Origin of the sequence: Rhizobium sp. BK619 (assembly GCF_014195245.1) — a bacterium.
Lineage (GTDB): Bacteria > Pseudomonadota > Alphaproteobacteria > Rhizobiales > Rhizobiaceae > Rhizobium > Rhizobium acidisoli.
Map to the genome: position 1 here is coordinate 253,147 of NZ_JACIBH010000013.1, position 12,199 is coordinate 265,345.

Annotated in this window: 14 protein-coding genes, 1 pseudogene and 1 other annotated feature; of the genes and pseudogenes, 10 read left to right on the forward strand and 5 right to left on the reverse strand. The window is 61.5% G+C overall.

What is annotated here, in order from left to right; translation table 11 throughout:
• Positions 1–62 precede the first annotated feature (62 nt).
• Positions 63–404 (forward strand): hypothetical protein, encoded by a 342-nt coding sequence (locus tag FHX14_RS24915; protein ID WP_184379360.1) that lies wholly within the window; start codon positions 63–65, stop codon positions 402–404.
• A 21-nt stretch (positions 405–425) separates the two neighbouring features.
• On the opposite strand, the gene FHX14_RS24920 is transcribed toward FHX14_RS24915, so the two are convergent.
• Positions 426–2,165: a rhomboid family intramembrane serine protease gene (locus FHX14_RS24920; protein ID WP_184379362.1), complete on the reverse strand. Its 1,740-nt coding sequence runs from the start codon at positions 2,163–2,165 to the stop codon at positions 426–428.
• A gap of 440 nt (positions 2,166–2,605) precedes the next feature.
• Between FHX14_RS24920 and FHX14_RS24925 the strand changes: the two genes are divergently transcribed.
• The 3 genes from FHX14_RS24925 to FHX14_RS24935 all read left to right on the forward strand — a co-directional run bounded on the left by FHX14_RS24925 (position 2,606) and on the right by FHX14_RS24935 (position 3,890).
• Complete coding sequence (locus FHX14_RS24925) at positions 2,606–2,827, forward strand: DUF982 domain-containing protein (protein ID WP_210301135.1); 222 nt, start codon at positions 2,606–2,608, stop codon at positions 2,825–2,827.
• Positions 2,828–2,925: 98 nt separating this feature from the next.
• Entirely contained in the window at positions 2,926–3,315 is a 390-nt protein-coding gene (locus tag FHX14_RS24930; protein ID WP_184379364.1) for a hypothetical protein, read from the forward strand.
• A 197-nt stretch (positions 3,316–3,512) separates the two neighbouring features.
• Positions 3,513–3,890, forward strand: coding sequence for a hypothetical protein (locus FHX14_RS24935; protein WP_184379366.1), 378 nt, complete (start codon positions 3,513–3,515; stop codon positions 3,888–3,890).
• 137 nt (positions 3,891–4,027) lie between these two features.
• Here FHX14_RS24935 and FHX14_RS24940 read toward each other — a convergent pair whose 3' ends face one another.
• Complete coding sequence (locus FHX14_RS24940; protein WP_003593862.1) at positions 4,028–4,483, reverse strand: DUF805 domain-containing protein; 456 nt, start codon at positions 4,481–4,483, stop codon at positions 4,028–4,030.
• Between the two features lie 162 nt (positions 4,484–4,645).
• Positions 4,646–5,413: an adenylate/guanylate cyclase domain-containing protein gene (locus FHX14_RS24945; protein WP_184379368.1), complete on the reverse strand. Its 768-nt coding sequence runs from the start codon at positions 5,411–5,413 to the stop codon at positions 4,646–4,648.
• A 224-nt stretch (positions 5,414–5,637) separates the two neighbouring features.
• On the opposite strand from FHX14_RS24945, the gene FHX14_RS24950 reads away from it, so the two are divergent.
• From FHX14_RS24950 to FHX14_RS24965, 4 genes are all read left to right on the forward strand, one after another.
• A complete protein-coding gene (locus tag FHX14_RS24950) occupies positions 5,638–6,423 on the forward strand; it encodes a DUF899 family protein (protein ID WP_184379370.1) in 786 nt (261 codons plus the stop codon).
• Between the two features lie 226 nt (positions 6,424–6,649).
• Positions 6,650–7,024: a response regulator gene (locus FHX14_RS24955; protein ID WP_012558019.1), complete on the forward strand. Its 375-nt coding sequence runs from the start codon at positions 6,650–6,652 to the stop codon at positions 7,022–7,024.
• 50 nt (positions 7,025–7,074) lie between these two features.
• On the forward strand, positions 7,075–7,326 hold the full coding sequence (locus tag FHX14_RS24960; protein WP_054183467.1) for a hypothetical protein: 252 nt from the start codon (positions 7,075–7,077) through the stop codon (positions 7,324–7,326).
• 175 nt (positions 7,327–7,501) lie between these two features.
• Positions 7,502–7,557 (forward strand) — a sequence feature (sul1 is cis-regulatory element that is thought to sense ions involved in sulfur or methionine metabolism; They are found in Alphaproteobacteria).
• A 70-nt stretch (positions 7,558–7,627) separates the two neighbouring features.
• Positions 7,628–9,094, forward strand: coding sequence for a SulP family inorganic anion transporter (locus tag FHX14_RS24965; protein ID WP_184379371.1), 1,467 nt, complete (start codon positions 7,628–7,630; stop codon positions 9,092–9,094).
• 11 nt (positions 9,095–9,105) lie between these two features.
• Here the strand turns inward: FHX14_RS24965 and FHX14_RS24970 are convergent, their stop codons facing one another.
• Positions 9,106–10,020 (reverse strand): LysR family transcriptional regulator, encoded by a 915-nt coding sequence (locus FHX14_RS24970; protein ID WP_003593873.1) that lies wholly within the window; start codon positions 10,018–10,020, stop codon positions 9,106–9,108.
• A 100-nt stretch (positions 10,021–10,120) separates the two neighbouring features.
• Between FHX14_RS24970 and FHX14_RS24975 the strand changes: the two genes are divergently transcribed.
• Both FHX14_RS24975 and FHX14_RS24980 read left to right on the forward strand, forming a co-directional pair.
• Positions 10,121–11,002 carry an NmrA/HSCARG family protein gene (locus FHX14_RS24975; protein WP_003593874.1) on the forward strand — a complete coding sequence of 294 codons (882 nt, stop codon included), beginning with the start codon at positions 10,121–10,123 and terminating at the stop codon, positions 11,000–11,002.
• 121 nt (positions 11,003–11,123) lie between these two features.
• Complete coding sequence (locus FHX14_RS24980; RefSeq protein WP_003593876.1) at positions 11,124–11,924, forward strand: class I SAM-dependent methyltransferase; 801 nt, start codon at positions 11,124–11,126, stop codon at positions 11,922–11,924.
• A 154-nt stretch (positions 11,925–12,078) separates the two neighbouring features.
• Here the strand turns inward: FHX14_RS24980 and FHX14_RS33485 are convergent.
• Positions 12,079–12,199 (reverse strand): annotated as a pseudogene (locus tag FHX14_RS33485) (IS110 family transposase); the annotation flags it as partial.

Genomic DNA, 12,199 nt, shown 5'->3' on the forward strand with positions numbered 1-12,199 from the left:
CTTGCCTCCTCCCCCATTGCGCGAACCGGTGTTACAGCTATTGCGGGAATTGGGGACCGTTCATGAACAAGATCATTATCGCATTTGCCGCAATCGCAGCCCTGGCCGGCTGCGCCAAACGTCCTGACGCCATTGTACAGGCCGACATTCCGATGGCAGCCTATACCAACCTGAGTTGCCAGGCGCTCGCCGTCGAGCTCAAGAAGGAACAGGTCAAACTCGATGGCTTGTCCAAGCAGCAAATCAGCGCAGCAAACGGCGATGCTTTCGGCGTGTTCCTCGTGGGCGTCCCGATCGGTAGCGTCGCCGGCGGAGACAAGGAAGGCGACGTTGCCGTTTCAAAAGGCAAGGTTTCTGCGATGCAGTCTGCCGGCATGAGCAAAGGCTGCAAGCTGCCCGGTTGACGGACCGGCAGTGCCGCGGCATCACTTCGCGTTGAGATTGCTCAATTCGCCACCTGCTCCATCATATTCGATGAATGTGGTTGGGCAGGACATCCGGGCGGCCTGGAATCTGCGGCGGGCCTCTTCCGTGGCTCCGGCAAGCAGATACCATTCGCCATTGTAGAAGACCGACTCGCAGATCTGGTTGCTGTCGGCCGCCTTCGCAGTCAGTTCGTCCGGTTTCAACTCGCCGAGGAAAAGACGGTAGATGGGGTGGGGCCAAGCCGTCTGGTCGATCTCGCCGGCTGCAGCCCTGAGCTCATCGCGCGCTTTTGGATCGCCGCCCCGGCTTTGAGCAATGAAACGCCAGAGACGAAAATAGGGGGCGGTGCGCGGATCCTCACTTGCCAAGACGGCAAACCCCGTCGCGGCCTGCTCGTACCTTCCCCCGAAATAATTGGTCATCGGGTCGTTGACATAGAATTGGCGCGCAATGGTGATGGGCCAAAGGGACCCGGCCGCGATGAGGACGAATACAGCGCTGAAGGCGATCGCGGCCGCGCCGAAACGCGGCGTCGGGCGTTCCCGCGGCCAAAGGGTCAACAGCAGGAGCGAGAGCGCCGCGCCGGTCACCGCGCCGCCGAAATGGCCGGCATAGTCGATGGTCTGCCCCTCCTTCGCCGCAGACAGGAACGGCAGCAGCGAGGGAACCAGAATCTGGATGGCGCCCACCTGCAGGGAAGATGCGACCGGCGTCGACCGGAAACGGATGCTGCCGGCGATCAGGGCGGCGAAAAGCCCGACAATGCCGCCGGAAGCGCCGACACCGACCGTGTGGACGTCGTTGATCCAGACCGATGCGAGGGAACCGCCAAGGGCGCTGGCGAAGAAGATCGCCGCAAACCAGCGCCAGCCGATCAGCCGTTCGAACAGCATTCCCGCAATCCACAAGCATAAGCAATTGGATACGAGATGGATGATGCCTCCGTGCATGAACGGCGCGGTGAACAGCCGCCACCACTCGGCACCCTCGACGATGCTCGGGCGAAACGTGCCGCCGAGCATCAGCAATGTGCGAATGCTGGGAGAGCCGGCCCTGGATGCTTCGACGCCGAAGGCGAGTTCGCCGGCATAGACGGCGACGAGAACGGCAAGAAGAGCATAGGTGAAGACGGGATAACGGGCGCCATCGAAAGCGGGTTCTGGCACTTCGTCTTCTTCCTCCTCGGCGATCGAACCGGCTTCCTGCAAGGCTTGCCATTTGGCCTCGAACGCTTCGGTCGCCACTTCCGCGAATTCATAGAATATGAAGTTCGAACGGCCCCGCAACATATGCAGAGGGATGCCGACCTTGAGGCGCGAACCAACGAACCACTCCGGCAGCCTGGCGGCCAGCCCCCGTCTGATCAACGCCTTGGCAGCGCCGGGATCAAGGTGGAGGACTATGGAATCTGCACCTTTGCTCTGGAATCTTTCGAAGCTCCGGATGTCCGACCAGCGTATGATCTGGTCGGGGAAATTCGGCAGCCGGACGCCGGCCGTCGATATCACCAATCCTGGCCCCCTAGAGAAGAGCTTTGGCACGAGCAGCAGTGCGAGGAGGCCAAAAAAGACTGCGCCCAGCAGCGAGAAGAACCAGATGGCATGAGGGTCCTTGTCCTTCGGCGGATGGAAGCCCAACAGGATGGCCCCGGCCGCGATGGCGATCAAAATCAGGATGATGAGCAGCAATTTGCCTTTGTTGTAGTTGTATTCCGATCTGCGCAATTCTTCCGGCTTCATTCAAAATTCTCACTGAAAAGGCATTTATGGCACCGCGCTGATCCGAGATCGCAAGCGACTGATTTCCGTATCAAGAAGATTTCCCCGAGAGAGACTATCTACTTGCAATAGAAATTTGCAAGGTGGTTTTGGACGTTCTCGGGGACGAATGAGCAGGGCGGATGGCGGTCCGCCGTCCGCCGGCGCGGCATTCTGCAACGGTCCTGATCCTGAGGCGGGCAGCCCGCAGGGCGAAGCGTCGAAGGACGCGCCGCAGCGGCGATATCTGCGTCGTCCCTGACAGGGGCGTTGCCCTTTGCACGCAGTGAGTTTCGACTGGAACCGAGATCGGCCTTCCACAGTTAGTCCTAGTCAATTCAGCTTCAGGTGCTACTGCCATTAGCGACCATTCCGCCTTCTGGAAAAAACCGATCTCGATCGACCTCGATAGCGGCGAACGGCTGGTTCTCCGCTCACCGCAGGATGCGCTTTATGCCCTCGTCTCGGACTGGCCGATCCATGGCGGCGTCCATCAGCAGAGAGCCATCGATTTCTGCCGCGCCTGGCTTGCCGGGCGGATGCCGGCAGAGACCGTGCGGCAGGCCTTTATCCTTGCGGCGCTGGAAGCCGGTGTGCCCATTGATGATCATGAGGGCGATGCCGGTCATGCGGACAGCCGGTGAACGCCAACAATATTCGTTGCCATGTATTCAAATATTATTCCCGCTGTGTTTGTGGGAATTGGCGTATATGCGCTGCGATTCTTTGGGGATTTTACTGAATGAGAATAAAAGCCATTGTTTGTGCTGCTCTGCTGGCGCTCGCCGGCTGCAATGCTCCGGTGTCGCAATCCGTTGCCGATTCCCAGCGGCCTCCCTCGAATGACGTCCGGCAGAACTTCATCAACCTCGTATTCAAGAGAAGTTATAGACACGAAGCGGGAGAAGTCGTCTGGGCCCGGATTTCGAGCGTCGTGCTGCTTGATCCCGAGAAGAAGATCTATGCTTACTGTGTCCGCGTGGTGCCCAAACGCAGCTGGGGAGACTGGGCCTATCTCGGCGTCTCCTTCACAGATAGCCAAATCCTCGGCGCGACGGCGAATGATAATCGCTGCAAAGACAAGCGGCTGCGTTACTACCCGTTTCCTGAGATGAACGGCATGAAGACCTGACGCAGGCGCGAGGGCTTGGGTCGCGTCACGCTCCAGGCTTTGGCGAGCGGCGGCGCGGCCTCCTCCAACCTTCCTCATGCGGCGGTGCGCGGCCCGCAGGGCGGAGCCTCGAAGTACTGGCTGTGAGTTGCTGTTTGCAGCCACAGCCTTTTTGGAAAAGGCCGATCTATCGACCTCGATACGGGAGATTCAACTGAATGAAGATCAAATTCCTTGCTTGCGCTGCCGCGCTGGCACTGGCCAGCTGCCAAACTCCGGCGCCGCAATCCGTTGCGGATTCCCAGCGTTCGCCTTCCAATGCGGTTCGACGCGAATACGTCGATGCTCTGCGGGGAACGATCAAACCGGGGAACTTCGTGAAGGCCGAGATTTCCAGCGTGGTTCTGCTTGATCCGGAAAAGCAGATCTATGCGTATTGCACGCGCACTACGGAACGTGCTTACCCAGACTGGTCCTATATCGGCCTTGGCTTGCAACACAACATGATACTGTACTTGAAAAAGGACGACTATCGCTGCCACGACAAGCGGCTGCGTTACTATGATTTTCCTGAATTGCGAAACATGAAGTACTGAGGCACAGGCGGGCTTTTGCCAACCTCGCCGGTCCCTTTCTGATGCCGTCGGGAGCGGACTGCGCACCGCGCAGTCCGCGTAACGATGAACGGTGCCTCGGATCCGCTCAACCCGCAAGGACCATTCTCACACTTTGCTCACGCGAACACGGCTTCCCTGGAATCATCCATTGTCGACGCCCTGCAGTACCATACGAGGACGACAATCGATCCGATGGGAAATAGCAGTACGATAAGCTGCCACCATCCGCTTCGGTTGACGTCGTGAAGGCGTCGGGCGGCCACGGCGATCCACGGAAGAAACGTGGCCAGCGACCAGATCCGGTTCAAGGTTTGGCTCCGATCCACGACAAGCAAAGCGATGGAGACGAGAGAGACGAAGAGTGCCGAATACCAAAATTCCGATCGGCTCGCTCTACCGTTGAAGTTCACATAGTTCTTGAAATAGCTTCCAATCGCCTGGCCGAAACCCATGGCCTGCGGCCGGCCACCGAAGCGGTTCGGCCCAACCAGCGGTTTTCTTAAGACGAAGAACAATGGCACGCCGAACAGGATCAAGACGATCAACCAGTGAAACAGAGAAAAACTGCCCATGAGAAACCCCAGCTGTTAAAACGGCTTAGAGATAAGCGATGTTTGTTTCCGGAGGATTAACCGGCTGGTAATCGAATATGTTTCGCAATCACAGCGTGAGAAACTGCGGCTGCCATGGTGGCGGCGGGATGATGCTTTTGAGCAGGCCGCAATCGCCGTCGCTCAATGCTTGACCAGCACACGTGCCTGCACCGGCTGCTCGATGCCCTTCAGCGCAAGCCTGCGCGTTTCGGCGCCTGCCGCGAGGTCGGGGGCCTTCGCGGCCGTTTCTGCCGAGATCAGGATCTCGCCGGCGGCGGCATGGGATTCCAACCTCGCGGCTTGGTTGACGACGCCGCCGATTGCGGTGAAATCGCTGCGGAAGGTCGAGAATTCGCCGATCTGCACCTCGCCGGAATGGATGCCGAGGCCGACGCCGAGGGTGCGGCCGGGCAGGGCCTCGAGCGCCAGACCGTTCAGCGCCGCGGTGCAGTTCCCCTGGATCTCCTGGGCGGCCAGGATCGCGGCGCTGGCGTGATCTTTCCTCACAATCGGAAAATTGAAGATCGCCATCAGGCCGTCGCCCATCTGCTTGTTGACGATGCCGTCATGCGCCCAGATCGCCTGGGCGCAGCGATCCTGGAACAGGCTGACGATCTCGCTCAACTGCACCGCCTCGATGCGCTCGGACAGGTCCGTGAAGCCCCTGATATCGGCAAAGAGGATGGTGGCGTCGGCGGTGATCTGGCGCTGCTTCTTGACGTACTGAAAAGAGCGTTCGCAGATCGTGCAGATATCGGGGTTCATCTTGCTGCGAGTGATGCCCAAGGCGCGGAAGGGCAAGGCGAGCGGGCCGCCGATCGGGATCGGCATATGCATCTGGTCCCAGCAGCCGCGGCAGATCCTGGCGCTGCCGTGTCTGGCCGGCTCACTGGAAGAGGCTGTCGTCATTTCGAACAATCCGTCGGCTGATAGCCAAAGAACAAGCTTCCGATACTTGCCTGCTTTTGGCAACTCTCCAAGGCGGCACATGAATAGCGCCACACTTGTTACTCCCACTGGCCGAGTTCGGCTGCCAGACTATCTCCCGCAACAGTGAACAGTGACAAGCAGCGGACGTAAGCGCGCTTTGCCTGGCGAGGCGCGGGCATTCACCGCAATCAGGAGATCTCAAAATGACCACAACAGCCCAGAACGGCGGCCAGCCGGCCATGCATAAGCCTGCGGTCGTGTCGGAGGCAGCCTGGGAGGCGGCCTGGAAGCAGATGCTCGTCAAGGAAAAAGCCCAGAGCCGCGCCCGGGACGCGCTTGCTGCCGAGCGCCGGCGGATGCCGTGGATGGCGGTCGAAAAGGATTATGCATTCGAAGGGCCGCAGGGCAAGGTCAGCCTGCGCGACCTGTTTGCAGGGCGGCGCCAGCTCATCCTCTATCGCGCCTTCTATGAGCCCGGCGTCTTCGGCTGGCCGGAGCACGCCTGCCGCGGCTGCTCGATGGTGGCCGACCAGGTCGCTCATGTTGCCCATCTCAACGCCCGCGACACGACGCTGGTTTTCGCCTCACGCGCACCGCAGGCCGATATTGCCCGGCTGAAAGCGCGGATGGGCTGGACGATGCCGTGGGTGACGATCACCGACAGCTTCGACAAGGATTTCGGCGTCGATGAGTGGCACGGCACCAATGTGTTCTACCGCGACGGCGAGCGCATCTTCCGCACCTATTTCATCAACAATCGCGGCGACGAGCAGATGGGCAGCACTTGGAACTATCTCGACATTACGCCGCTCGGCCGCCAGGAGGTCTGGGAGGATTCGCCGGAGGGTTATCCCCAGACCCCGACCTACAAGTGGTGGAACTGGAACGACGCTTATGTCGCCGACGCCGAGCCCGACAAGACGTGGGTCGAAGTCTCCGATGCCGGCGAGGCGGCGTTCCGGGCCGAGGGTGCAAACGAGAAATCGTGACCAGAGGGCAATTGCCTTGCCGACCCTTCATACGACCGGCAAGGCGGAGGGGCCGATGGCCGAATTTCAGCTCGCTCGGCAAAAGTGCCGTCGTTCGTAACGGCAGTATCGACCGGTGGCGCCCGAGGTCTCGAGGGAAATTCAATGCAGAGTGGAAACATTCTGAGGCCGGCCGCGTTGTAGCCGTTGCCGGCGGTGCGCCCGCGGCCGGACAAGGAGGCTATTCATGAAGGTCATGATCGTTGAAGATGAGAATATCATCGCTCTCGAACTCGAACGCATTGCGCAAGAGGCCGGACACCAGACCGTGGGGCCACTTTCGACGGTGGAGCAAGCTCTCGCCTACGCTCCGAGAAGCGATGTGGCGCTCGTCGATCTCAGCCTCTCCGACGGGGTGAGCGGCGCCCAGCTTGCGCGCCGGCTGATCGACCGCTTCGGCGTGGACGTGATCTTTGTGACCGGCAGTCCGGAGAATGTCGGCAATGGTATCGAGGGGGCGCTCGATGTAATATCCAAGCCCTTCACCGACGAAAGGATTGTCAGCGCGCTTTCGCGGGCAGAGGCCCGACGCAAGGATTTCGACAGCAAGGCAGCGGTCTGATCGGTTGGATTGACGTCGTTTATTGGGTGCCCTCCAGGGAGATCATCCGGATGAAGCACGCGTTTGTCGCCATTCTCCTCACCCTCACGGCCTGCGCTGGCGCGGGAGAGCCGCAGCCTCTTTCGGATAGCCTTACCTATGGCGGAAAGGTCGTTCATTCACCCTATCGACCGGGAACGGTGGTCAAACATACCTTTCTTGGTCAATTCGGCTACCGTGTCTTCGAGACCTATGTCGTTCAGCCGGACGGGAGGCTGAAGCTGACGTCCCAGAGCACGGGCCCGGACTTCCTCTGGCAGTAGCGTCCTCGCCATCTCTCTGCGTAACTCTCAAAGGTAGCCGCCAAAGACCCGGCTGCCGAAGCCACTGCCTTTGCTTCCCGATTGTTACAGCCCTTGCGAGGGAGGCTTCGGCCTGTCCATGCGCAATTGAATGTTGCGCTGCGGCAAAAATCTCGTCTATACCACCGGCATTCACCACGGACCCGGTGAGACCCCGGGTGGCTCTTCTGGCCGCCGATCCGCCAGACAACGCAAAACCTGCATGTCATCACGCGACCGCTCGGCAGAGCGCGTCGGGCCATGCTTTGCGAGACTCCATCCCATGCTGCTTTCCTCCATCCGTCGCGATTGGTCCGCCAATCCCATGCGCGAAATGCTTGCCGGAGCGGTGGCGACTTTCGCCCTGATCCCCGAGGTTATCGCCTTTTCATTCGTGGCGGGGGTCGATCCCGAGGTTGGCCTGTTCGCCTCCTTCGTCATCGGCATCGTCATTGCGTTTACCGGCGGACGCCCGGCGATGATTTCGGCGGCGGCGGGGTCGGTCGCACTGGTCGCAGCACCGCTGGTGCACGCCCATGGACTGCCCTATCTCTTTGCGGCCGGGCTGCTGGCGGGGCTGCTGCAGATCGTGTTCGGCCTGCTGCGGCTCGGCGTGCTGATGCGCTTCGTCTCCAAATCCGTCCGTACCGGCTTCGTCAATGCGCTCGCCATCCTGATCTTTGCCGCGCAGATGCCGCACATTATCGGCGCCGGCTGGATGGAATATGCCGTGCTGGGTGCCGGGCTTGCGATCATCTATCTGACGCCGCGGATCACCACGGCGATCCCTTCACCGCTGATCTGCATTCTGATCCTGACCGTCGCGTCGATCGGGCTCGGGCTTTCCGTGCAGACTGTCGCCGATCTCGGCAGGCTACCGGATTCGCTTCCGACGTTCGGCTGGCCGGCGGTGCCGCTGACGCTGGAAACCCTCCGGATCATCGCCGGTCCGGCGCTTGCCATCGCCATGGTCGGGCTGCTGGAATCGATGATGACCGCGAGCGTCGTCGACGATCTCACGGATACGCCGAGTTCGAAAAACCGCGAATGCACCGGTCTTGGCCTTGCCAATGCGGCCGCGAGTCTGTTCGGCGGCATTGCCGGCTGCGGCATGATCGGCCAGACCGTCAGCAATGTGAAATATGGCGGGCGCGGCCGGCTCTCGACGCTGTTTGCCGGCGCGTTTCTGCTGATCCTGATGGTGCTGCTGAAGCCATGGGTCTCCGAGGTTCCGGTCGCCGCGCTGGTGGCGATTATGGTCATGGTGTCGATCGACACCTTCGACTGGTCGTCGCTCCGAGCCGTGGTGGTCCATCCCCGAACGTCGAGCGTCGTCATGGCGGCAACCGTCGTCGTCACCGTTTTCACCACCAACCTGGCCCTCGGGGTCACGGTCGGCGTGCTGCTCAGCGGTGTGTTCTTCACCTTCAAGGTCGCCCGCCTGCTGCGCGTCGACGTCGCGCCCGATCAAGCCGGCGGACGGCTGATCTACCGCGTCTCCGGTCAGGTGTTCTTTGCCTCCGCCGACGTCTTCGTCGACGCCTTCGACGTTCAGGATGCGATCGGCAAGACCGTGCTGATCGACGTCTCCGAAGCGCATTTCTGGGACATCACCGCGGTTGCCGCGCTCGACAAGGTCGTGCAGCGCTTCAAGGCACACGGCAGCGCAGTGGAGGTCGCCGGCCTCAATCAGGCGAGTGCGACTTTGATCGGAAGCCTCGATGGCAAGGTGGTGCTGAAGGATGTGTGACGGACTTACCGCTATATGATGGCGAAGTCGTCTCTGCCGTCGGCTCCCGCGTTCAATCGTCTGGCGGCGAGTTCGATAAAGGTCTTGACCAGAGGCGGCAGGTGCCGGCTGCTCGGATAGACGACGTGCAGGCCGCCGACCGGGGTCGTGTAACCGTCGAGAACGCGGCATAGCCGCCCATCCCTGATGCAGGTATTGGCGACCCCATGGGGCAGTCGGGCGATGCCATAACCGGCGATCGCTGCGGCCATGACCGCCTGCATTTCATTGGCGGCGAAGCGCCCCGAGACCGAGACTGTTTCCTGTCCGTGCGGGCCTTCAAGCAGCCATTGCGCATGGGTGGATTGGCCGGCGATAACGCAGTCGTGGCGGACGAGATCTGCCGGGCGATCGGGCGCGCCGCAGCGGGCGAGATAGTCGGGGCTCGCGCAGAGCAAGCGATGGGTAGAGCCGAGCTTGCGGGCGATCAGCGTCGAATCCTCCAGAATGCCGGTGCGGAAGGCGAGGTCTATGCCGTTTTCGACGAGATTCAGCCTGTCGTCGGTCAGCCGCAACTCGACCCTCGACTTCGGGTAGGTCGCCAGAAGATCGAAGATCGCATCCTGCAGGAAGTGACCACCGAAGCCGACCGGCGCCGATATGCGGATCGTGCCGGCGGGCTCCGTCCTTGCTTCCGCAAGACGCAGGTTGGCGCCTTCGATCGCACGGAGCGCCTGGCTGCTTTCCTCGTAATAGAGGCGGCCGGCATCCGTCGGGCTGAGGCTGCGGGTCGTGCGCTGCAGCAGGCGCACGCCGAGTTCGCGCTCGAGAGCGGCAATGCGTCGGCTGACTGTTGTCTTCGGCATGCCCAGCAGGCGCGCCGCCGCGGTGAAGCTGCCGGCCTCGATGACGCGGGCGAAGATCATGATATTGTTGAGATCGAGCATTGTATCCTGAGATGGTACGATGTTTCTCAATTATAGGCTATTATGGTTCAATGCGACAGGCCTTAACTTTGCTCTATCGTTCACAACAAGGAGCAGACAGATGAGCAAAACACGAAGCGTTCTGGTGACGGGCGCCACCGGCCAGCAGGGCGGCGCGGTCGTTCGCGCCCTGACCGCGCGGGGATACCGGGTCAAGGCGATCTCGCGCAAGCCGGACAGCGATGGCGCAAAGCGGCTGGCCTCGGCCGGGGTCGAGGTCGTCGCCGGCGATCTCGACGATGGCGCATCCGTGGCGAGGGCGGCTGAGGGCGTCGATACGATGTTCCTGATGGGCAACAGCTACGAGGCCGGGACGGAGGCGGAAACGCGCCAGGGCATCACCGTCGCCAATGCGGCAAAGGCCGCCGGCATCGGGCACCTGATCTATTCCTCCGTTGGCAATGCCGACAAGAAGACCGGCATTCCGCATTTCGACAGCAAGTATCTCGTCGAAAAGCATATTGCAGGCCTCGGCATTCCCTATACGATCAGCGCGCCCGTCGCCTTCATGGAAAATACGGTGGCGCCCTGGGCGATCGACGGGCTGCGCCAGGGCGTCTATGCCGCGGCCCTGCCGCCGACCCGGCTGCTGCAGCAGATCACCATCGACGACATCGGCACTTTCGTCGCAGCACTGGCCGAGCGGCGCGAACAGGTGTTCGGCAAGCGTTTCGATATTGCCGGCGACGAATTGTCTGGCGAGCAGCAGGCGAAGATCCTGTCCGAGGCGCTCGATCGGCCGATTGCTTACCAAGAACTGCCGATTGCCGCGATGCGGCAGCAGAGCGAGGACGCGGCACTGATGTTCGAATGGTTCGACCGCACCGGCTACAACGTCGACATCGCTGCCCTGCGCCGCGATTTCCCCGATGTCGGCTGGCACAGCTATGCCGATTGGGCGCGCGGCTTCGACTGGAGCGTTCTCGGCAAGGCATCCGCCTGATACACTCTCCGTCTCCCCGGCCCGAACCGGGGACGACGGAGAGCCCGACCCGCCTTGCGCAAGGCGACGGATCGCTCGGCTCTGCGGCGATAGACCATCGTTGTTGAAGAGGGAGGCTTCGATGCCGTCGAGTTTCAATGTCGAAAGTGCGGATGGTTATGAGCGGCTGATGGGGCGCTGGAGCAAGAGGCTGGCGCCGCTGCTGATCGATTTCGCCGGATTGGCGGATGGGGATCGTGTGCTCGATGTCGGCTGCGGCACCGGCAGCCTGGCTTTTACGCTGGCGGAAAGACCAGGCTTGAAGGAGATCGCCGCCATCGATTATTCGCCGGTTTTCGTCGAGGCGGCGACGCGGCGCAATACCGATCCGCGGATCGCGATCCGGCAGGCGGATGCTTGCGCGCTGCCGTTCGAGGATAACCGTTTCGACCGGGCGATGTCGCTGCTTGTGCTGCATTTCGTGCCGGAGGCGGGCAAGGCTGTTTCGGAAATGGCTCGTGTCGTGCGCCCGGGCGGTGTGGTGGCCGCCACCGTCTGGGATCATTATGGCGGCATGTCCGGCATGCGGATGATGTGGGATACGGTTGTCATGCTCGACGAAAATGCGCTGCCGCTCCGCCGCAGATATTGTTTCCAGCCGATGATGCGGCCCGGCGAAATGAAGGAAAGTTTCCTCAGCCAGGGCCTTGCCGATGTCGAGGAGACGTCGCTGCTGATCCGGATGGAATACCTCTCCTTCGAGGATTACTGGGCGCCGATCGCCGCCGGCGAGGGGCCGCTCGGCAAATATGTCGCCGGGCTAGAGCCGGCCAAGCGAAAGGCAGTCGATGCGGCCGTCAGGGCAGCATATGAAGCCGGCGAACCCGATGGGCCGCGGTCGTTCGCGTCGGTGGCTTGGGCGTGCCGGGGCAGGGTTGTTTGAGTCACGTTGCGGATGATCCGACGCTCAAGAGAGCCTCATCCTTGAGGCGCCCCGCAGGACCTCGAAGGACGGGGCGGGTGCTCAGCGTCAGATGGATGCAAGGAGCAGCGTTGGAGCGTGTCCTTCGAGGCTCCGCCCTCACGGGCTACGCACCTCAGCAACCGTGTTGTTGCGGCTCGTTCCAGGGTGTGTGTCTTTTGAGGATAGTGTTGATCATGATGATGAGTTTTCGCATGGCGGCGACGAGGGCGACCTTGGGCGGTTTACCGGCGTCG

Excerpts from the sequence above, each read along its gene's own strand:
- FHX14_RS24915 (WP_184379360.1), top strand. The coding sequence starts at position 63 with ATGAACAAGATCATTATCGCATTTGCCGCAATCGCAGCCCTGGCCGGC.
- FHX14_RS24920 (WP_184379362.1), bottom strand. The coding sequence starts at position 2,165 with ATGAAGCCGGAAGAATTGCGCAGATCGGAATACAACTACAACAAAGGC.
- FHX14_RS24930 (WP_184379364.1), top strand. The coding sequence starts at position 2,926 with ATGAGAATAAAAGCCATTGTTTGTGCTGCTCTGCTGGCGCTCGCCGGC.
- FHX14_RS24935 (WP_184379366.1), top strand. The coding sequence starts at position 3,513 with ATGAAGATCAAATTCCTTGCTTGCGCTGCCGCGCTGGCACTGGCCAGC.
- FHX14_RS24940 (WP_003593862.1), bottom strand. The coding sequence starts at position 4,483 with ATGGGCAGTTTTTCTCTGTTTCACTGGTTGATCGTCTTGATCCTGTTC.
- FHX14_RS24945 (WP_184379368.1), bottom strand. The coding sequence starts at position 5,413 with ATGACGACAGCCTCTTCCAGTGAGCCGGCCAGACACGGCAGCGCCAGG.
- FHX14_RS24950 (WP_184379370.1), top strand. The coding sequence starts at position 5,638 with ATGACCACAACAGCCCAGAACGGCGGCCAGCCGGCCATGCATAAGCCT.
- FHX14_RS24955 (WP_012558019.1), top strand. The coding sequence starts at position 6,650 with ATGAAGGTCATGATCGTTGAAGATGAGAATATCATCGCTCTCGAACTC.
- FHX14_RS24960 (WP_054183467.1), top strand. The coding sequence starts at position 7,075 with ATGAAGCACGCGTTTGTCGCCATTCTCCTCACCCTCACGGCCTGCGCT.
- FHX14_RS24965 (WP_184379371.1), top strand. The coding sequence starts at position 7,628 with ATGCTGCTTTCCTCCATCCGTCGCGATTGGTCCGCCAATCCCATGCGC.
- FHX14_RS24970 (WP_003593873.1), bottom strand. The coding sequence starts at position 10,020 with ATGCTCGATCTCAACAATATCATGATCTTCGCCCGCGTCATCGAGGCC.
- FHX14_RS24975 (WP_003593874.1), top strand. The coding sequence starts at position 10,121 with ATGAGCAAAACACGAAGCGTTCTGGTGACGGGCGCCACCGGCCAGCAG.
- FHX14_RS24980 (WP_003593876.1), top strand. The coding sequence starts at position 11,124 with ATGCCGTCGAGTTTCAATGTCGAAAGTGCGGATGGTTATGAGCGGCTG.